At 44.0% G+C, this 20,855-nt stretch carries 14 protein-coding genes; 7 read left to right on the top strand and 7 right to left on the bottom strand.

The window, feature by feature from the left end; all coding sequences use genetic code 11:
* Positions 1–149: 149 nt before the first annotated feature.
* The 5 genes from JMX82_RS01960 to hppD all read right to left on the bottom strand — a co-directional run bounded on the left by JMX82_RS01960 (position 150) and on the right by hppD (position 5,731).
* The gene (locus JMX82_RS01960; RefSeq protein WP_201539154.1) at positions 150–914 is read right to left on the bottom strand and encodes an ABC transporter ATP-binding protein; all 765 of its coding nucleotides are present in this window, start codon (positions 912–914) and stop codon (positions 150–152) included.
* A gap of 622 nt (positions 915–1,536) precedes the next feature.
* Positions 1,537–2,925, bottom strand: coding sequence for a Na+/H+ antiporter NhaC (nhaC, locus tag JMX82_RS01965; protein ID WP_055124079.1), 1,389 nt, complete (start codon positions 2,923–2,925; stop codon positions 1,537–1,539).
* Positions 2,926–3,017: 92 nt separating this feature from the next.
* Positions 3,018–3,359, bottom strand: a complete 342-nt coding sequence (locus tag JMX82_RS01970) for a 4a-hydroxytetrahydrobiopterin dehydratase (protein ID WP_198330810.1) — start codon at positions 3,357–3,359, stop codon at positions 3,018–3,020.
* A gap of 126 nt (positions 3,360–3,485) precedes the next feature.
* A complete protein-coding gene (gene phhA, locus JMX82_RS01975) occupies positions 3,486–4,442 on the bottom strand; it encodes a phenylalanine 4-monooxygenase (protein ID WP_201539155.1) in 957 nt (318 codons plus the stop codon).
* Positions 4,443–4,630: 188 nt separating this feature from the next.
* The gene (hppD, locus tag JMX82_RS01980; protein WP_201539157.1) at positions 4,631–5,731 is read right to left on the bottom strand and encodes a 4-hydroxyphenylpyruvate dioxygenase; all 1,101 of its coding nucleotides are present in this window, start codon (positions 5,729–5,731) and stop codon (positions 4,631–4,633) included.
* 145 nt (positions 5,732–5,876) lie between these two features.
* On the opposite strand from hppD, the gene JMX82_RS01985 reads away from it, so the two are divergent.
* The 5 genes from JMX82_RS01985 (at position 5,877) to JMX82_RS02005 (ending at position 11,612) form a co-directional block, all read left to right on the top strand.
* A complete protein-coding gene (locus tag JMX82_RS01985) occupies positions 5,877–6,806 on the top strand; it encodes a LysR family transcriptional regulator (RefSeq protein WP_198330808.1) in 930 nt (309 codons plus the stop codon).
* A 165-nt stretch (positions 6,807–6,971) separates the two neighbouring features.
* Positions 6,972–8,168 (top strand): aromatic amino acid transaminase, encoded by a 1,197-nt coding sequence (locus JMX82_RS01990; RefSeq protein WP_201539159.1) that lies wholly within the window; start codon positions 6,972–6,974, stop codon positions 8,166–8,168.
* A 254-nt stretch (positions 8,169–8,422) separates the two neighbouring features.
* Complete coding sequence (fahA, locus tag JMX82_RS01995) at positions 8,423–9,724, top strand: fumarylacetoacetase (RefSeq protein WP_413786750.1); 1,302 nt, start codon at positions 8,423–8,425, stop codon at positions 9,722–9,724.
* Between the two features lie 113 nt (positions 9,725–9,837).
* On the top strand, positions 9,838–10,413 hold the full coding sequence (locus JMX82_RS02000; RefSeq protein ID WP_055124084.1) for a VOC family protein: 576 nt from the start codon (positions 9,838–9,840) through the stop codon (positions 10,411–10,413).
* Positions 10,414–10,559: 146 nt separating this feature from the next.
* The gene (locus tag JMX82_RS02005) at positions 10,560–11,612 is read left to right on the top strand and encodes a TRAP transporter substrate-binding protein (protein ID WP_201539161.1); all 1,053 of its coding nucleotides are present in this window, start codon (positions 10,560–10,562) and stop codon (positions 11,610–11,612) included.
* 95 nt (positions 11,613–11,707) lie between these two features.
* Here JMX82_RS02005 and JMX82_RS02010 read toward each other — a convergent pair whose 3' ends face one another.
* Positions 11,708–12,595, bottom strand: coding sequence for an IclR family transcriptional regulator (locus JMX82_RS02010; protein ID WP_227676255.1), 888 nt, complete (start codon positions 12,593–12,595; stop codon positions 11,708–11,710).
* Between the two features lie 142 nt (positions 12,596–12,737).
* Here JMX82_RS02010 and maiA point away from each other — a divergent pair, with 142 nt between their 5' ends.
* Positions 12,738–13,385 (top strand): maleylacetoacetate isomerase, encoded by a 648-nt coding sequence (gene maiA, locus JMX82_RS02015; protein ID WP_201539348.1) that lies wholly within the window; start codon positions 12,738–12,740, stop codon positions 13,383–13,385.
* A gap of 376 nt (positions 13,386–13,761) precedes the next feature.
* Positions 13,762–14,946: an acyl-CoA dehydrogenase family protein gene (locus JMX82_RS02020; RefSeq protein ID WP_201539163.1), complete on the top strand. Its 1,185-nt coding sequence runs from the start codon at positions 13,762–13,764 to the stop codon at positions 14,944–14,946.
* Positions 14,947–15,195: 249 nt separating this feature from the next.
* Here the strand turns inward: JMX82_RS02020 and JMX82_RS02025 are convergent, their stop codons facing one another.
* On the bottom strand, positions 15,196–20,439 hold the full coding sequence (locus tag JMX82_RS02025; RefSeq protein ID WP_201539165.1) for a YadA-like family protein: 5,244 nt from the start codon (positions 20,437–20,439) through the stop codon (positions 15,196–15,198).
* Positions 20,440–20,855 lie beyond the last annotated feature (416 nt).

Consider the following 20,855-nt stretch of genomic DNA (forward strand, 5'->3'; position numbering starts at 1 on the left):
GGCCTATCTTTTGCGCGAATAAGAGAAAATAAGAAATGAAAAAGATTGAGGCAAGTACTAGGGCATGCCCTCATTTTAAAAACGGTCATAAAAATTTAACCATTTTTAGCCTACTTATTCATTTTCGTTCAGATTGATAATATGCCCTACTAGGCAACAGCGACTGGCTGCCCCGTTATAGGATGACTAAGCAGCTGCATATCGACGTTAAAAATCTTGTGCAATACTGTCGGTTGCATGGTGCTGCCGATATCACCGTTATGGCAAATACGTCCGTTTTTTAAGGCGATAACTCGATCCGCATACTGCGCGGCCAAATTAATATCATGCAAAATAATAACCACACTCAAGCCCTGCTCATCCACCAAACGACGTATAAGTTGGATAACTTCAAGCTGATAGTGCATATCAAGCGCGGCTAATGGCTCATCAAGTAATAAATATCTGGTGTTTTGTGCCAGACACATAGCAAGCCAAACGCGAGCGCGCTCGCCACCTGAAAGCGTGGCCGTAATGCGGTCAGCGAACGCCTCTGTTTGGGTGATGCGCATGGCTTCTATTACTTTATCTTTGTCCATTTGGTTGGGCTTTTGCAGCCATTTTTGATGCGGATAACGTCCTAGCATGACCAGCTCACGTACCGAAAACCCAGCGGCTTCTGGTAGTTGCTGTGGCAAATATGCCATTTGTCGCGCCAGCGCTTTGCTACTGTAATCACTGATACGGCGATCATCCAAGCTGATGCTACCGCCATTACTCATCATCTCGCCTGCCAACGCTTTGATTAAAGTCGATTTTCCTGAACCATTATGTCCAACCAAAGCGACCAATTGGTTGCTATCAATCTCACAGCTTACATTGTCTAGTAAGGTATTTCCTTGGCGACTGATGGTCAATTGGTTTGCACGTAACATATCGGTACTCATCATTAATTTAAATCGTTGTGTTTATATTGGAAAGCCAATAAAAACCGATTTTACTCGTAAACGATAATAAAAACAATTATCATTAACTTAAAATACCATTCTTTTTATTCCCGTTCGCTGTTGCTTGGAAGTATATATACGACCCATTTTTTTATCTGTGACAAGTAACCCTTAAATACAAGCATAATTCTTTATCCCCTTTATCATTTTTGAACTCGCACAAACCATTATTCAACTCAATGAAGAACACTTCGATGAGTTGAGATAAGCTGATTGGGTTTTTAGTCGCTTTTATTTCTTTAACCACCGAAGAGCTGTCGAATACCGACGTCAGTAACGACTATCTATGTCGAAGCAATGGCTGTACAAGTATTATTGAAAGACACAAAAAAACGTCTGCTCAATCTCTTGAACAAACGTTTTTAATCCCATGTACAGCGCCTACTACTCAACTTAGCGAGCTGCAAATCTGGTATATCGTACTCAACACCTATCAGCTTGTCTCAAATGATTGCAAAGGTATAAATAAAAACTAGGGCTTGTTATGTTGTCTTAGAAGACACAAGCCCTAGCGTTTTAATGCAGAATTTAGAGACAAAAGTTTTTCAGGTTACTGACTCTTGAGTCTGCTGATGGTAATTCCCGTAAAACCAAACAATATCGTTAGTAACAGCGATAAATAACAAAAGAACGCATAAGGCAGATAATCAAGCACGGGCACGCCTAATGCTTGGCTGATAAACACGCCGCACACACTCCAAGGCACTAGAGGATTGATGACCGTACCTGCATCTTCAATGGTACGAGACAGATTTTTAGGATGTAAATTCAAACGCTCAAACGTTGGACGAAAGGCAGTACCAGATAATAAAATACTCAAATACTGCTCGCCAATAAGTACGTTAATACTCAGAGCAGACATGGCAGCGGCAAATATGGCGCGTCCTGATGTGGTTAAGGTGTCTTTAATCCCTGATAACAGTGCTGGCAAAATACCCAATGCTGTGAGCAAGCCACCGAGACTGAGTGCCAATATCACAATCGCTTGAGTAAAGAACATACTTTGCACACCGCCGCGCGATAGCATACCACCGACTTCACCCAGCTCTAACGATTCAGCTGGTGCATAGCCTGCAAATAAATAGCCGCCTAATTGTCCAAAGCTCGGCGAGCTGTGCAAATAAGTAATAATCAATGCTGCCACAATGGTACAGATAATCGTATAAATGGCATTGACACGAAAAACCGCCAACCCAACCAGTACCACAAATGGCAATACCGCATAACCATGTACCAAACCACTTTCAATTAACTGACCTTGCAATACGGTTACTTGACTCAAGTCAGAGCCTGCGGTCTGCCCAGAAAAAAACCAAAAAATAATGACCGTGAGTATCCACGCTGGTACCGTGGTATACATCATATTGCGAATATGCTCAAACAAATCAATACCCACCACCGATGAAGCAATGGTACAGGTGTCTGATAACGGCGACATTTTATCACCGAAAAACGCCCCTGAGACCACAGCACCAGCCGCAATCGCCACGTTGGCATCAAAGGCATTACTCATACCAATAAAAGCCACGCCCAATGTCGCCGCGGTGGTCAAACTACTGCCCAAGGCAATACCAATAATAGAGGTCAATACAAAGGCTGAAATGTAATAATACTCTGGTGAAATCAACTGAAAACCAAAATACATCAGCGTTGGAATAGCACCAGACATCATTAAAGCGGCGACCATCAAACCAATAAAGAAGAATAGATAGATCGCACCGATACCACGCATGACACCCGATGCCATTTGCGCTTGCATGTCATCAAAGGTCAAGCCTTTAAACAGACCAATGCCCAGCAAGACACAAATAGCGAGTATCAATGATAAATGCGGTACCCAGCCAAAACCTATCATGGTAACGCCCATAATAGCGATGACAATGGCAGAAATCATAAATGCCAGTTGAGGTGAAATTTGGGTTAATATTTTTGGAGGCATCACACATCCTTAGCTTGCCAGTCAAATCTGGCGTTAGGGTTGGCTTTGAGTCGGACAAGTTTAATGAGTTGCAATAGCGATTGCTACCCTCATTATTGATCCAGCAGACTATCGGTCTTAGCTGCCATGACAAAATCATTGCGATGCAGACCTTTAATGCTGTGTGACCACCACGTAACCGTCACCTTGCCCCACTCTACCAATATGCCAGGATGATGCCCTTCTGCTTCGGCGATGTCTGCTAATTGGTTGGCAAACTCCATCGCCTTGACGAAGTTTTTGAATTTATATTGACGTTGTAATTGCTTAATGCCATCAACCTCGATCAATGACCAATCTGGAATTTGCTGTAATAGCTCTTGTGTTTCGATGTCGCTGACCGTTGGCGCGCCAATGCGGCAGGCCTCACAGCTGGCTTGTGATAATGTCGTCATTATAATGTCCTTTTATGTTAACTATTCATTTTTTTAATACTGTTACGTTTAATACAGTTACGTCCATGTTGACGCTGTCATTTACGACTACATCATTCAAATGATGCCGTTTGTCTTAACCATGCATTAGGCGTTTTTTACTGCATAACTAGGCTCGAACAATCCTAGTGACATGGCTTGTTTGACCATTCCCATGATATCGCTATTAACAATATCAAATAATGTATCCAAATCATCAATGACATAATAAATCGGCTGGATATGATCGATACGATAAGGAGTACGGAGTACATCAAGCAAATCAAACGCGCGGTGCTCTGGTTGATTTTGCGGTTGATGCTGAGGTTCTGATTGCTGCTCAGAACCAGCATTGAGTGCATAAACCGTCTCAGACGGTGAGCTTAAAATGCCACCGCCATAGATTCGGCGACTGCTCTGATTTTGTCCCACCAAGCCAAACTCGATGGTAAACCAATAGAGCCGTGCCAAAAACCACCGTTCTTCTTTAGTGGCATTAAGACCCAGCTTGCCATAAGTTTCATTGAACGTCGCAAAGGCAGGATGGGTCAAAAGCGGACAATGTCCAACGATTTCATGAAAAATATCAGGCTCTTCGATATAGTCCATATCATCAAATCGACGGATAAAAGTTGCCACCGGAAAGGATTTATTGGCAAGCAATTTAAAAAACTTACCAAAACTGATTAATGCAGGGACAGCGGCAGTTTGCCAACCAGTCGTGGCTTGCAATACCTCATCGATACCATGCAATTGCGGAATACGCGTAGCGGGCAAATTCAGTTTTTTTAAACCGTCTAGATAGGCTGGGCAGGCACGGTTAGGTATTTGCTCGGCTTGACGCTCAAGCAATGCCTGCCACATACCATTTTCATCATCACTATAGTGAATATGACCATGGCTATCTGGCTGATGCGACACGTAAGGTTGTTTTTTAGGCATAGAATCCTGCTTTTTATCAGCAGAATCATCGTGACTGGCAGCATCAGTGCCTAGCGTTTTGCAAGCAACGCTGTTGGCACCGATAGCTTTATTAACAGAATTCGTATGTGGTAGGCGTTCCATGCCTGTATTCCTTTTATTGCCATTACCGCTCTGAATTTTTGCTAGTCGTTTTCAATCATGACTGAACCATAGCTCAGTCATCGCATTGAACACATGGTATTACAGAGCGCAGTGGTTATTAGGGACAAGACAAACTCCTTTTGCCCTGCCCGTTTATTTTATGGATTTTTCCCTAAAGGTAGAGGCGCTTACGGTGTTTCAGTTTCTGGCTGACCAACCGTGCCACGACGCACTTGATCGCGCTCGATGGATTCAAATAGGGCTTTGAAGTTACCTTCGCCAAAGCCATCTTCGTAATCACCTTTACGCTGGATAAACTCGAAGAAAACAGGGCTACCTAAAATAGTTTCAGAGAAAATTTGTAGTAGCAGACGCGGTGTGCCGCCTTCAGTGGTGCCATCTAACAAGATACCGCGCATCTGTAGCTCAGAGACATTTTCGCCATGATTTGGTAGACGCTCACTCAGCATTTCGTAGTAAGTCGCAGTTGGAGCGGTCATGAGCGGGATACCCGCTGCTTTTAATTTATCGATGCTGGCAAACAAATCATCGCTGGCTAAAGCAATATGCTGAATACCTTCACCGTTGAAATGCATCAAGTATTCTTCAATTTGACCGCCGCCCTGCTTTGACTCTTCGTTCAATGGAATACGGATTTTGCCATCAGGCGCTGTCATGGCTTTACTGGTCAAACCCGTATATTCACCTTTGATGTCAAAAAAGCGGATTTCGCGGAAGTTAAAGATGCGCTCATAAAAGTTTGCCCAATAGGCCATACGACCACGGTAGACGTTATGGGTTAAATGGTCGATAACTTTAAAACCATGCCCGACAGGACGACGGTCTACATCAGCAAAAAACTCGAAATCGACGTCATAAATAGACTCACCATCTTTATAACGATCAATAAGATAAATCAGTGAGCCACCGATACCTTTGATAGCAGGCAAGCGCAGCTCCATTACACCAGTGGGCACGTCTACTGGCTGCGCGCCCATTTCGATGGCACGCTCATAAGCTTTTTTGGAATTCTGCACACGAAAGCCCATGCTACAAGCACCAGCACCATGCTCTTCAACGAAATAACTCGCTTCGCTTTTTGGTTCACGATTTAGAATAAGATTGATATCACCTTGACGGTATAGCGCCACATCTTTTGAGCGATGGTTGGCGACATGGGCAAAGCCAAGCTGTTTGAACAATGCGTCGACCGCATCCGGTTGAGGTGAGGCGAATTCAACAAAATCAAACCCATTCAGGTTCATTGGGTTGTCAAATAAATCTGCCATTGTAATCATCCTTAATTTCAATTGGTGGTAAAAATGCAATAAAAAATGTCTTCAATCAATAATTCTTATTGACGATGTATTTATATTAGATTAGGTTTATTTATAAGACTAATTGTTTTTTATGATTTATTTATCAGGTTTACTTATGAATATCAGCATTCGCCAATTAACCGCTTTCATCCAAGTCGCTGACAATGGCAGTTTTACCCGTGCCAGCGATCAGATGCATTTGACCCAATCTGCCGTTAGCGGCTTGATTAAAGAGCTAGAGTCCAGCCTCGGTATTGTGCTGTTCGACCGTACTACCCGCCAGCTGTCGTTGTCGGTAGTAGGACGGCATTTATTGCCGCAAGCACGGCGTATCTTGAATGAGATGCAGCTGTTTGAAAATGAGGCAAGCAGCTTAACGAGCTTGGCGCAAGGTCAAGTACGACTCGCTGTTTCGCAGTTTGCAGCCTCCTCTATGCCAGCGGTCATCGCCCAGTTTTCCAAACAACACCCCGAGATTGGCGTATCGTTATTAGATTGTTCGGCAGAAAACTTACTCAGACATATTCAGGACATTGAAGTAGATTTGGGTGTCGGTACTGAGCTTGGATTTATGGAGGCTGAGGACGACATCAATGCTGATTTGTTATATCAGCTGCCATTTTGTGTGGTGATGCCTGACAACCATGCGCTGGCACAAAAACATGAAATAACGTGGCAGGATTTATTAGACATTCCGCTCATCACGCTGCAAGGCCCTTTCATTGAACAAGTGACAGCCGAATTGGACGACCAGATCGCCAGTCATATTCAACAGGCGCGTTACAAGGTCAATTTTATGTCCACCGCGCTTGAGATGACCCGTCAAGGCTTCGGCATTACCTTATGTTTGCCCTATATGCCCGAAGTCATCGACTGGGTTAGCGCCAATGGTTTACAAATGAGGCCGCTGGCACAACCCGTTAAAATGCGGCAGTTTTTTATCTATCAGCGTGCTTCTCGTGCGTTATCGCCTGCTACCATTGCTTTCAAAGACTTCTTGCAGAGCTATTTTTCCAGTCATTTTAATGACTTACAGCATACTTAAGTATCGCTGATACAGAGATCATCGGTGCTTAAAAAGCCTTGAAACACAATGGTTTCAACCAACTATTTTATTAATTATGCAAGATAATTGAATCTCATATTGAGTTAACCGTCAATTTGCTCTATGATTTTTGGCGGCTTGATTTATATTTCATAAGGAAACAACATGTTTGAACGTATCGACTATTACGCTGGTGATCCAATTCTAGGGCTGATGGAAAAATATACAGCAGATAACAATCCTAAAAAGGTCAATTTAGGCATTGGTATTTATTATGATGAAAATGGTGTATTGCCCGTACTTGACTGTGTAAAAACAGCCGAAGAACGCATTGCCGATCCTATTGCGCCGCGTCCATATCTGCCGATGGCAGGCTTGCCAGGACATCGTAAAGGCTGTCAGGAATTACTGTTCGGTAAAGACGCGCAGATTTTAAAAGACGGTTTGGTCGCCACTATCGCTACGATCGGCGGTTCTGGTGCGTTAAAAGTCGGCGCTGAGTTCATCCATGAATGGTTCCCACAATCTAAATGCTATGTGAGTGACCCAACATGGGGCAACCACATTGCTATTTTTGAAGGCTCTGACGTCGAAGTGGGTAAATACCCGTACTACGACAAAGCCAACAGCAGCATCAAGTTCGATGAAATGATTGCGTTTTTTGAGACGTTGAACAAAAATGATGTGATCTTGCTGCATCCTTGTTGCCACAATCCAACAGGTCTAGATTTGACCCGTGAGCAATGGGATACCGTACTGAACGTCGTTCAAGCGCGCGAACTGATTCCATTTATGGATATTGCCTACCAAGGCTTTGGCGAAGACATGGACAGCGATGCTTATGCGATTCGTAAAGCTGTCGATATGGGCTTGCCATTGTTTGTCAGCAACTCATTCTCTAAAAACTTATCGCTATATGGTGAGCGTGTCGGCGGTCTATCAGTTGTTTGTCCAACGGTTGACGAGACAGAGCGCGTCTTCGGTCAGCTAAATGCTACCGTACGCCGTATTTACTCAAGCCCGCCATCACATGGTGGTCGTGTGGTCGATATCGTTATGAACGACGAAGCACTACATAAGCAATGGGTTGGCGAAGTTTATGCGATGCGCGACCGTATCAAAGCCATGCGTTTACAGCTAAAATCAGTGTTAGAAGCCAAAATCCCGAACCGCAACTTTGACTATATTACCCGTCAAAATGGCATGTTTAGCTTTACTGGTCTGACGCCTGAGCAAGTCGAACGCTTACAAAGCGAGTTTGGCATTTACATGGTTTCCAACTCACGTATGTGTGTGGCTGGACTGAACACCAGTAACATCGACTATGTCGCCAATGCCATGGCAGACGTCTTAAAAGACTGAGTGAGCACGCATTAAAACGGTGCGGTAGTCAGTAATAGCGATTCACAAAAAGGTTGAGCGACTGCTCAGCCTTTTTTTTATGTCCTACGTTTTTCCTATTTATTTTACCAAATAACATCAACGTCCCTAGTATCACGTCTATTTTAAGAAAACACTGCACAAAAATCCTTGCAATCTCCACTTTGATAAATTACATTATGCGTAAGTAGTTAATTATAACGTAATTCATTATATGCTTTAGCAAGGAGCACCCTATGTCAAAGATTGACAATACCCTCACATCCTTTATCGATATCGCCGCTGATTCTGACTTCTCCATTCATAACCTACCTTATGGTATTTTTAGTGATGCCAAAGACGCTGCTGGTAATAACAAGCGCCGCGCTGGTGTGGCTATCGGTGAGTACGTATTGGATTTGGCTGTGCTCGAAGCAGAAGGTTTACTGAGCTTAGAGGGCGGTCCATATTTTGATCAACCAACGCTAAACGCTTTTATTGACTCAGGTCGAGACAACTGGACTCAAGCACGCTCAACCATCCAAACCCTCCTATCTAGTGCCAGCGACGCCTTGCGTGATAATCAAGACTTGCAGAAAAAAGCGCTATTTAATCAAGCAAACGTCACCATGCATCTGCCTGTTCACGTCCCAGGTTTTACCGATTTCTATTCGTCTAAAGAGCACGCCACCAACGTCGGTACTATGTTTCGTGATCCAAACAACGCCCTACTACCTAACTGGACTGAAATGCCCGTCGGCTATAATGGACGCGCCAGCACCGTCATCGTCAGTGGCACTGAGGTGATACGCCCCTCTGGTCAATTAAAACCAAACGCTGACGACCGCCCTATTTTCTCAGCCTGTAAGCGTTTAGATTTTGAACTTGAGACTGCTTTTGTGGTTGGTAAAGGTAATAGCATTGGTCAACCAATTGCAGTAGACAATGCCTTTGAGCATATTTTTGGCATGGTCTTGCTCAACGACTGGTCAGCCCGTGACATTCAAAAATGGGAATATGTGCCTTTAGGTCCATTTAATGCAAAGACCTTTGCTTCTGAAGTCTCGCCTTGGATTGTGACTATGGATGCGTTGGCACCTTTTAAAACAGCATGCCCGATTCAAGAGCCAAAACCATTGGCATATCTAAACGAAAAAGACAGCAATAATAGCTATGACATCCATCTATCAGTTGAGTTATTGCCTGAAAACTCAGATAGCGCCACTGTGGTTTGTGAGACCAACTTCAAGCACATGTATTGGTCAATGGCGCAGCAGCTCACGCATCACACCATCACTGGCTGTAAAGTAGAAGTTGGCGATATGATGGGCTCAGGTACGATTTCAGGACCAACGCCAGATTCTTATGGCTCAATGCTAGAGATTGCTTGGAATGCGACCAAACCTGTCACTTTAAAAGGCGGCGAGACCCGCAATTTTATTGAAGATGGCGACACAGTAATCATGAAAGGCTATAGCGAAAAAGACGGCATTCGTGTCGGGTTTGGTGAAGTACGCGGCAAAGTACTGCCCGCGCTTAACTTTGATTTTGACAAATAGTCTAGAAAAAATGTGAGCACAGTCGTTTTGAGCTGCCAAGCAACCATCGACCTATAGTCAATTGGTACTGGCAGCCTATTACTCACTGCATTCCCTATCAAAAGGAGTTTGATATGAGCTTTAAAATTGAAAAAATCCATCATGTGGCTTATCGCTGCAAAGACGCTAAAGAAACCGTTGAATGGTATCAAAAATACCTAAACATGGATTTCATCCTTGCATTCGCTGAAGACCACGTACCTTCGACCAAAGCCTTTGATCCTTATATGCATGTTTTTTTAGACGCAGGTAATGGCAACGTATTGGCGTTTTTTGAAGTGCCCAATCAGCCTGAAATGGGTTTTGATCCGAATACCCCAAATTGGGTGCAACACTTAGCCATGAAGGTAAAAGACCGTGATGCCTTAATGGCAGCAAAAAAGCATTTAGAAGAAAATGGTATTGATGTGGTCGGCGTGACCAATCACGGTATCTTCCATTCTATCTATTTCTTTGATCCTAACGGCCATCGTATGGAACTCACCTACGATGATATTACCTCAGAAGAAAAAGTCTCGATGATTACTGAAGCCATGAAGTATGAGATGTTAGAAGAATGGTCACGTACCAAACGCGCACCAGCTCATACCCAGTTTTTACATGCAGAGGAACTGGCTGAAGCAAGAGAAGTCGCGCCTGTCGGTGAGTGATTGACCTGTTATTGTGTTCGCTATCTCTTTTTATATGATTAATTAGGGCGTGCCATCATTTTAAGACCATTAAATGTATCAATATACTAATTGATGATACGCCCTAGGTAGCGAACAATATCTAACCATCATGAAAGGATTCAATGATGAAAATAAAAACCCCTTTAGGAATACTCTTAGCTGCCTCGATTGCGATGACTGGCTGCTCCAATAACGATCAAGCGGTCAGCACATCTACAGATGCAGGTGAAGTGACGACGTTGCGATTCTCGCACTTTATGACTGCCAATGACAACATAAACACCGAAGCATTGCAGCCATGGGCAAAGAAAATTGAAGAAGAATCAAAAGGCCGCTTAAAGATTGAGATATACCCTTCTGCTACTCTTAGCAAACCGGGCGCTACCTATGACGCTACCGCGAAAGGCATCGTTGATATCGGTATGCAAGCACAAGGATATACAGCAGGACGGTTTCCTTTAACGCAGATTGTAGAGCTGCCAGGTATCACCAATACCGCACAGCAGCAGAGCTGCATACTTCATAAGCTGTATGATGATGGTGTCATTAAAAATGAGTACGAAGATACTCACCTGCTCGCGCTCATCGGAACAGGACAAGGCGCCCTTCATACGGTTGATAAGCCTATTCGCACGCCAGCCGATATGAAAGGCTTACGTATTCGCCAACCTTCTGCCGTTGCCAGCCACATTATCGAAGCGACTGGCGCGGCGCCCGTTGGCATGCCTGCCAGTGATACTTATACTTCCCTTCAACGCGGTGTCATTGACGGACTTAGCTTTACTTGGCAGCCCATTCAAGCATTTCGTCTTGATGAGTTAATCAATACGCACACCAACATTCCTTTTTATAACTCTACTTTTGTTATCAGTATGAATAAAGAGAAATACGACAATTTGCCCGATGATCTCAAGAAAGTAATTGATGACAATTCAGGGGCGGAGATGGCAGCACGTGTCTCCAAAGTATTTGACGTCAGTAATGCCAAAGCAATGGCTGCCGCTAAAGAAAAAGGCGATATCATGATCGATATTCCTGACCCACTCAATGACCCAGACTGGAAGGGGCCATTAATGGAAGGCTCGCAGCACTATCTAGATGAAGTGAATGCCAGTGGTCTAGACGCTGACAACGTGTACGAAAAAGCTAAATCAGCAAGTAGCGCCTGTATGGTCTAAAGGATGAATATCATTAAATGATATTCGGACAAAAATTCCTTTACGCGATAGTCGGTCAGTTTATATGATTAAAACTTATATAGTAAAAAAACCAGCTACGCAATTTGATAACGCTGCGCGATTGCTAGTATTTGCTCAACCACGTTGTGTTGCTCACTCATGGGCAATTGCTCTGTCGTTCCGATGATAGTGATGGCGTATTCTAGTGGTAGTTCTTTGCTAGCAGTTTTGCCACTAACAGCAGATAGATTAACAGCGCTATTAGCAAGCTGCGGCAATATGACAGGAATCGTAATGGCATTAATCCCCATCAGCATATCACCCGTCACTGTCGCATAGCCTTGGGTACGAATCTTGGCTTGCAAGTGACTGAAATTCTGCCATTTTTCTGTGATTATTGCTTCATTGTCTGTCTGCCATTCAGCTGTGACCAATGGCTGAATGACGGCATCTGGCTGATAACTGGCAAATAATTGCCCCGTCGCCGATGTCGTCAGCGGCATACGTGAACCGATACGAGTGATAATACTAATCGGGCTATCTGGTTCAACGGACTGAATAATAATAGGACCTTCGCTAAACCATTTGGCAATCTGCACACCGCAATTCAGGGTGTCTTTGATTTCATTAGCGATGTGCGTCAGCCGCTCTAAAATATTGTTTTGACTAAATCCAGCGTGCCCCAATGCTGCCAATGTGTTAACACTATCGCCTAGCCCGTAGCGACCATCATCAAGCTTACGCGCATAGTTTTTACGTATAAGACTGACCAAATAGCGGTGACACTTTGCTGGATGCATTTGCATCACTTGCGCAATATCTTTTAGCATCATCGGCTCGTTATGATCAATAAGAACGTCTAATACCGACAATCCAATCTCCAGTGACTGGACGCCACTTTGACTTTTATTGGTTGTCACTGGATTTTCTAAAGGGTTTTCAGCTGCTGGCATGTTTTGCTCAATGAGTAATTTACTTGGCATATTAATCTAATATATTCATGAAAAACTGAAATGAAGAGGTAACGTCATAAGAGTTCTTTAATTGTATAACATACATTTCGTATTATTAATTATAACTGCTTATCTCATTCACAACCTACCATAATAAAAGGAATTCACAATGATGACACTTTATGGCTACTTTCGCAGCAGCACCTCGTATCGTACTCGTATCGCGATGAATCTCAAAGGCTTAGATTATGACTATATTTCGGTCAATTTAGCAAAAGATGAGCAGTTAGCAGATGCGTTTAAATCACTCAACCCACAAGGATTGGTGCCTGTTTTACAGACCGATGATTTATTACTATATCAAAGCCCAGCCATCTTAGAATGGTTAGAAGAAGTCCATCCTAAAAACCCGCTATTACCTAAAGACGCGGCTGGACGTATGCAAGTACGCGCCATTAGCGCTATGATTGGTTGTGACATTCATCCCATTAATAACCGCCGTATCTTACAATATCTACGCAATGAGCTGGCGGTAGACGAAGAAAAAGTCATGGCGTGGTGCAACCGTTGGATGAGTGAGGGCTTTGCGGCGTTAGAAAAAATACTAGCAAAAGACAAAAGCCGTGGAAAATTTTGCTACGGTGACAGCCCTACTTTTGCAGATTGCTATTTGATTCCTCAGGTCTCTTCGGCGCGACGTTTTAACGTGGATTTAAGTGCCTATCCCAATATCGTCGAAATTGACACGCATTGCCGTACGCTCAAGGCCTTTTCTGACGCTGATCCTAGCATGCAGCCTGATGCGCCCAAGTCTCAATGAACAATCAAACAGAGTGCTTTCAGTAAGGGTGTTTTACTATTAAATGACTAGAAAATTAAATGATTAGAGAATTTAATAACAAAACGCCCTTATAATTGCTGGGCTCAGAGCTCAGGGCTCAGACAAAGCAATCAAAGCGAATGACTGCCTGAAAATAGACAAAGCATCGATACTCTTAAGCCAAATACAGCATTCAATATTTCATCGAATCATCACTTCCACTTTTTATCTCAATATAATATTTAATATATTCAAATTATTGGTTGTATAGCAGTCAACTGTTGGCTATTCTTGGTATAGGCGTTGTTATATCTCAAATTTAGAATGAATTTTAGATAAACATACTGTTTTATACATTAAAATAAGGTTGGATATTATGAGTTATACACCTTTATCAAATAACAAAGACTCTCTACCATCCCATGCCGCTCAAGATATTTATGATTTAGCCCTATCGGCTAGAGAAGAAACAGAAACCTGTAGAAAAATTGCACCGATAGTGGTCAAAAAACTGTCAGAGTTGTCGCTATTTAGGATGGGACTGCCAAAATCGTTGGGAGGATGGCAAGGCAATCCTGTGGAAACGTTAAAGGTTTATGAGACGCTAGCCAGTGCTGAAGCCTCAGTTGCTTGGATCGTTTGGAACAATCATTTGGCCTGCACATTTGGACGATTTTTAGACGAGCCTAGCATGAAGGAGATATATAGTGACCCCTCTCATGTCTATGCCAACTCAGCACGCCCTGAAGGGATTGCTAAACAAACCGCTGAAGGATATATGATCTCAGGTCAATGGACATTAGTATCAGGTTGTGAGTTGGCAGACTGGTTTGTGCTGCGCTGCTTGGTAATATCCGAAGGCTCGCCTACGACCCTTGGACCGGGTGCAAATCTAAAGCTGTTCTTTATTCCAAAAAAAGATGTGGAAGTGATTGATACTTGGCATGTTGGTGGACTAAATGGTACAGGCAGTCACGACATCGTCATCAAAGACGCGTTTGTACAGGAGCGTTATGCGGTCGATTTTGAAAGCCCTGTCGCCATCGATAATGCGTATAGCCGCCTACCAATCGGTTGTATTAATGCCGCTGGCTGTGCAGCAATGGCACTAGGTGTCTTAAAAGCAGCGACAGATGAGTTAATCCAAATTTGCCTTGAGAAAGTAACGCCCGGTAAAAGCCCAGATTTGCGTGATCGTGCAGCAGTACAAGCGACTATCGCTAAAAGCAAAACACTCTTAGCATCTAGGCGCGCACAATTACACAATAGTGTCGAGGTATTATGGAACGAGGCACAGCAGCAACAGAATGTCTTTACCGATATACAGCTGGCTGATGTGTGGGCAGCAGCCTGTGAGGCAGCGAGAGAAGCCAGAGCCATGGTATCGGAGATTTATGCGGTCGCTGGTACGGTCTCGCTATATAAAAAACATAGAATAGAAAGAGCGCATCGAGACATTCATGCTATTTTACAACATGGTATCGTGCAGCCACATTGGATGGAACAAGCTGGCATGGCTTATGTCGGATTGACCCCAAATGCAGCCATGTTCAGAGTATAGAATTGCTTTTGTAAAAATAAATAGGCCTTCATAGAATGAGGGCTTGTTATCGCTTGGCTATTGAGCCAAAGAAAAACAAATCATTGTTAAAAATCAAATAGTAATTACCAAATAGTGATTACCAAATCATCACGTTGAAAACGTCTTCATGCTCATGTCGCAAAAAAGCAAGACATCTGATGCCTTGCTTTTTCATGACTAATTTTTATAACTAACAAATCACTTTACTTGATAGTAGGCTTGATTGCTTTAATCAAAATGGAAGCCTGCACCAATCGAGCCGCCAGCATTACCTTGGGTATCAGCGGTGCCGTTTACCTTCATGACCCAACGACCATCATTGGATAACTTCGAGAAGCCAATAGCAACTGCACTTTCCCCATTGTACGTTCCTATACCGCCACCGATTAAGGATTTACCAGCGATGTAAGCTTGCGGTAGTGAAGACATTGCCATGGCGGCTGAAATACCAGCATTTGCATCGTCTTCGACTTCACCAATTTTATAACCTAGCTCATTCATGTTGTTGCCAAGTCTTTGACTAACAGCATCTAACTGACCCATATTCACAGCATCTCTGGGAGCCATGCCATCAGCCACATCAGTGATCTTGTTACCAGCGGCGTTGATACCGCTTGCAGTCATACTAGGACCACCGACAATGCTGACACCATTATTATTGATTGTCGTATTGCCAGTTTTGACGCTATCGATATTAATATTACCGTTTAGATCAAACTTAATACTACTGCCTGCTGCTGTTGTGGTGATGTTATTACCACCTGTGAAGGTGAGGACACTGCCATCGCCTACTGGTTTGTTGATGGTAGCACCGCTATCAGCACCAAAATTGAGACCCGCATCTATTTTATCCTTGTTCACTTTGATATTGGTCGTATTGGTGTCGATGTTTGTTTTATTCGTGGCAATATTCGTGGTATTGGTTTGGATATTGGTGGTGTTGGCTTGGATGTTTTCATTGATAACGACTTCTCCTTGCTTAATAGAAGCAATCGCACCGTCGATACTATTTTGACCAGTACCACCAATATTACTATTGGTAAAGGTACCATCTACAGGATTGTAGACTGTCTCACCGCCAATGATACTACTGATGCCACTGCCTTGTGCATAGAGCTGACCACCATTGATGGCATCTTTGCTACCTTCAGAGACATCGCCATTCACAACGTTTGTAATCTTAGTGTCGGCAGCATTGATACCCGCTTTGGTGACACTAGGTCCACCTGTAATAGTCAGCCCATTATTATTCATAATGGTATCACCCGTCGTTACGCTATCTAAATTCAGGTCTGGATTTAAATCGAAGCTAATGTCATTGACGCCTGCCAATGGTGCAGCAGCACGTAGGTCAGGGCTAACATTATTGTCCGCTGATCTAGATACTTTAATATTACCATCTGTGCTGTTCAGATCGATGGCGCTGCCTTGTTTGATCATAGTGGCAACATCACCCTGAGCCGTTAGTCCCCAACCTTGATCAAGGGCAAACGTCGTGGCATTCAACTGTCCGACAGTCGCCGCATCTGTATCTGCAATACCAGCAGCTACATTGGTGATTCTGTTAAAACCATTGTCAAGACCACTACTGCTCAGTCTAACCGTTCTACCCGGACCATTATCGGTAAAGGTAAAGCCATTACTATTCATAATGCTATTACCAATCTGCATGCTACCCTCATTGCCTAAATTCAACTGGTTATTCAGTTTCACCTGAACACCCGTTGCTGAGGCCATCGTCGTAATGTTGCTATCACCAGTGACGTTGATGGTATCACCTAAAGCAAACTGCTGGTCGTTGGCACTATTGCCATCACCGATTTTGATGCCTTTAGCCACGAGACTATTGGTTGCTGACAATTGGTCGAAGTTTACCGCATCCTTACCTGTGGTCGCTTCTGCAACGTTAGTAATTTTATTGCCACCATTGTTTAGACCATTGGCTGAGATGCTGACACCGCTACCAAAGTTTGCGCTGTTAAGACCAGTTAAATCTTTCGCAAGTTTCACGGTCAATGTGCTGGTACCGTCAGCAACGACGCCAATGTTGTTGCCATTTGACAAGTCACTTGCCACGGTCGCGCCACCTTTGATTGTCAGCTTGTCACCAAGCTGACGATTAACGGTAGTACCCGTGTCACCATCGAAATCAAAACCTTTATCGATGGTCGTGGTCGTGGCTTGTAGTTGACCAAAGTTTACGGCATCGCTGGCTATTGTACCGTTAGCGACATTGGTAATTTGATTGCCACCATTGTCTAGCCCACTATTACTGAGTCTGACCGTTTGATTAGTCCCACCCATAAATGTGACACCATCAGCGTTGACGACTGTATTTCCTGTGGTCAAGCTGGTTGAGACTAAGTCGGCAGCAGTAGCAACTTTGATACCGCCATTGTCAGCGGTCAAGACAATATTGTCACCAGTAATAAAGTTGGCTGTATTATTGTCTTTATCCAAAGTCTTGACATCAGCACCATTGATTTGTGTCACTACCGTTTGCATCGCACTATCGGCTTTTACCAAGCTTGCCTTACTACCTTCGCTTAGATCAACTTGATAGTCGGTGATATTGGTATCAGGATCTTTGACACTAGTGCTAACTGTTAGTGCATTAGCATCTGCAGTAGAAACACTGGCGCCATTGGCATTGACAGTATAGACATCCTGTCCAGTATCGCTATCGGTTGAAAAGTCAACACTGGCAACATTCGTACCTTTAACTACTTTGGTTCTCGCTCCTGCGGCTGCCATCTGTACATCACCAATATTCGCCGCATTGGTTACTGTATCACCACCGCTTTTTACTCCCTTGATCTGGGTGTCGTTGGCATTGATACCAGTAGTAGAGATACTAACACCACCAAAATCTGCACTAGTGAGGCCCGTTAAAGTTGGAGACAGACCGAGAGCAATTCCATCGCCCGTTGATAAGCCAGTAGTGGTCAAATTGCTGTCCGTATCAAACTTAATTTCTTCACCCAAGGCAAAGGTTTTTTTGAGAGTGCCGCCGCTACTTGCATCATTCACATTAAACTTGATGCCTTTAGCAATATTGTCAGTGTTGGTGCCAATATTGGTGGTATTGGTTGAGATGTTGCTAGTATTGGTCGTGACTTGTTGGTTGGTATTAAATAACTGACCACCATTGATGGCGTCTTTGCTATTTAGACTGACCGTACCATTAGAAACATTGACGACCTTCTTATTACCCGCATTGACCCCGCTTTTGGTGATGCTTGGACCATTTAAAATGGTCAGACCATTGCTGGTTAACGTGGCATTGGTAGGGTTAAATATGCTTCCACCCGTTACCGTGACACCTGCACCACTAACGGTAGTGACGCCAGTAAGCACGCCGCCAGTGACAATACCTAGACCATTGACCGTTGTACCGTTTAATAAGTTACCTGTGCTAACGCTGCCTGTTGTACCTAGGTTTAGATTGTCATTGAGCTCAACTTCGATTTTGCCATTTTTTACTCGGGTGTCGATGTTGCTGTTAGAGCCAACCACCTCAACGGCTTGTCCCAATGGTTTCTGTACTGTATTACCATCAGCAGCTTTTAGCGCAAATCCTTTGTTAATAGTCGTGGTATTATTTCCGACCGCTTCATTGGTCGCATACAATTGACTACCATTCACGGCATCTGTACTAGCCACAGTGACAGCTCCACCAGCGACGTTTTTGATCTGACGCTCAGATCCTACTACGCCCACGGATACTTGCGCACCCTCTCGTAGCATACCCTTATCATCAATGACATTACCGGCGATATCATATACCACGCCACCAACTGTCATCGTCTTTTCAGAGCTTGCACTTTTTGCTGTTGTTGAGCCTGCACCTAAAGAGACTGAACCATCTTTGCTCGCTGATGCACCAACACCGAACGCTGAAGAAGCCGTTCCCGAGGTATTGGAATGAACACCAACGGCTGTAGACAGATCACCTTTAGACAACGATTTTGCACCAATGGCTATCGACGCAGCACCTCCAGCTTCGGTATTGACATCGTACTGATTGGTTTCTACCAAATCTTTACCTACGTAGGATTTGAAAACATCGTTAACTGTGCCACTATTTAGTGGTGACAATGGACTACCATCGATATTGGTTCTCGATGCAAAATCTAGATCATCACCGCCTATCGCGATCGAGGATGCCCCTCTAGACACGACGTTAGCACCGATAGCAATCGATTGCTCACCACTTGCCATCGTCTGTTGCCCAAATTCTGAGCTGCCAATCGCAATGGTTTGGCTACCAGTGGCTTTTGCATTTCCGCCCAGCGCCATGGCGTTATAACCTGTCGCTCCGTCGTTATTAGCATTACCGACAGCAGCTGAGTCCACGCTATAATACTTGGTTTTATTATTAGCGACAGTATTCGACAGCCCCGTTAGCTGAGCCACATTGACAGCATCACTGTCACTACTACCTGCTGCGACGTTTACAATCTGACGGTTGCCACCCGCTGCTCCTGTTCCTACAGAGACCGCGCCAAGCGTAACGCTATCCGTTGCTTGGATGACTGAGCTATCTGCTCCTACTGGCACAAAACCACTGGCACCACCAGCACGATTTGCAATAGAGTTTGAACCTAATGCGATGCCATTTACTGCGTTAGATCGAGAGCCGACACCAAAAGCAAGGCTGTTATCAGCAGTCGCTTTTGCATTACTACCAAAGGCAATCGTATCACTGCCAACTGCTTGAGTCTGTCCATCCGCTCTATAACCTACATTTGCTTGATCAGCCACTGTACCTGCATTTTCAAAATCAGTTGAACCAATCGCAATACCACGTTTGCCTGAGGCAAGTGCTGAATGACCAACAGCAAGAGAGCCTTGACCCGTTGCTGAGGAGACGTTACCAATAGCCTGAGCAAAGTCAGCAGTCGCTGCCGATTGACGTCCAAGCGCTAACGAGGTATTCCCATTAGAATACGCTGCCGCCCCAATTGCCACAGATGACCGACCAATGGCTTTTGCTTGAGTGCCTAGAGCAGTAGCGACGTCGCCGGCTTCTGTCCCAGTGCCAATGGCGGTACTACCAGAGTTGTTTTGTGAACCACCCGTCCAAGTAAATGACGGATTGCCTCTATCGACCAGATTGAAGTTTTGCCCAGCGTCCGCTTCACAGCCAATGGCAACCGAATAGCTGCCTTCAGCATTCGCTTCAGTACTGTTTGTATTACAAGAAGAAATTGCCGTACCAGATCCCGTACCACCGCCGACATTCACTTGCGCAAAAGCTTGCGGTGACATTGTAAATCCAGCCGCCAGCATCCCTATGGCGATCGTGGATAGTCGGAAAAATTGGGTAGAAGAAAGATTAGAAGTCGTATTGATGGTCGCGTTTGCGCTCACGCTAGATTTGGAAGATTTGCCGCGCCCCTTTGCATATTCACCAACTGCGGTAAAACAGCTCAAGGCTTCATTCCATATTACTTTATAGATGCGGTTCATAGTGTGCACTCCCTTACAGACTGGTCAGATTTAAAAATCAGAGATAATATCCATCTTGCAGAGAGTCGATATCACAAAATAAAACACGTTATCGGCTGGCAATGAGTAAATATTTTTTGTTCATCATTTATCTTGTTAACCAACAACTAACACTTTTTATCTTGAAAAGCCCTAATCGCTCTCTCTATATATTAGTATTACCGAATATATAGAGAGAGACAATGCCGCTCATCGGGCATTTATTACCGTTCATCCAATTATATAACAAAAAATGAATATATAGATGTTTTTTGCTCCTTGCTTATATTGAATGCTCCCACTTTTTTGAAATAATCCGCTTTGAAACTTAATAAAACACACGCTTATACACACACTTTAGAGATGTTTTAAGCGCGTGTTCGCCACTTTATGCTGCT

This window comes from Psychrobacter sp. 1044 (assembly GCF_904846525.1).
Taxonomy (GTDB): domain Bacteria; phylum Pseudomonadota; class Gammaproteobacteria; order Pseudomonadales; family Moraxellaceae; genus Psychrobacter.

Bases quoted from the DNA above. Each gene is read 5' to 3' on its own strand.
- fahA (WP_413786750.1), top strand. From the start codon at position 8,423: ATGTCAAAGATTGACAATACCCTCACATCCTTTATCGATATCGCCGCT.
- JMX82_RS02000 (WP_055124084.1), top strand. From the start codon at position 9,838: ATGAGCTTTAAAATTGAAAAAATCCATCATGTGGCTTATCGCTGCAAA.
- JMX82_RS02005 (WP_201539161.1), top strand. From the start codon at position 10,560: ATGAAAATAAAAACCCCTTTAGGAATACTCTTAGCTGCCTCGATTGCG.
- JMX82_RS02020 (WP_201539163.1), top strand. From the start codon at position 13,762: ATGAGTTATACACCTTTATCAAATAACAAAGACTCTCTACCATCCCAT.
- hppD (WP_201539157.1), bottom strand. From the start codon at position 5,731: ATGGCAGATTTATTTGACAACCCAATGAACCTGAATGGGTTTGATTTT.
- JMX82_RS01970 (WP_198330810.1), bottom strand. From the start codon at position 3,359: ATGACGACATTATCACAAGCCAGCTGTGAGGCCTGCCGCATTGGCGCG.
- JMX82_RS02025 (WP_201539165.1), bottom strand. From the start codon at position 20,439: ATGAACCGCATCTATAAAGTAATATGGAATGAAGCCTTGAGCTGTTTT.
- JMX82_RS01990 (WP_201539159.1), top strand. From the start codon at position 6,972: ATGTTTGAACGTATCGACTATTACGCTGGTGATCCAATTCTAGGGCTG.
- phhA (WP_201539155.1), bottom strand. From the start codon at position 4,442: ATGGAACGCCTACCACATACGAATTCTGTTAATAAAGCTATCGGTGCC.
- JMX82_RS01960 (WP_201539154.1), bottom strand. From the start codon at position 914: ATGTTACGTGCAAACCAATTGACCATCAGTCGCCAAGGAAATACCTTA.
- nhaC (WP_055124079.1), bottom strand. From the start codon at position 2,925: ATGCCTCCAAAAATATTAACCCAAATTTCACCTCAACTGGCATTTATG.
- JMX82_RS01985 (WP_198330808.1), top strand. From the start codon at position 5,877: ATGAATATCAGCATTCGCCAATTAACCGCTTTCATCCAAGTCGCTGAC.
- maiA (WP_201539348.1), top strand. From the start codon at position 12,738: ATGACACTTTATGGCTACTTTCGCAGCAGCACCTCGTATCGTACTCGT.
- JMX82_RS02010 (WP_227676255.1), bottom strand. From the start codon at position 12,595: ATGCCAAGTAAATTACTCATTGAGCAAAACATGCCAGCAGCTGAAAAC.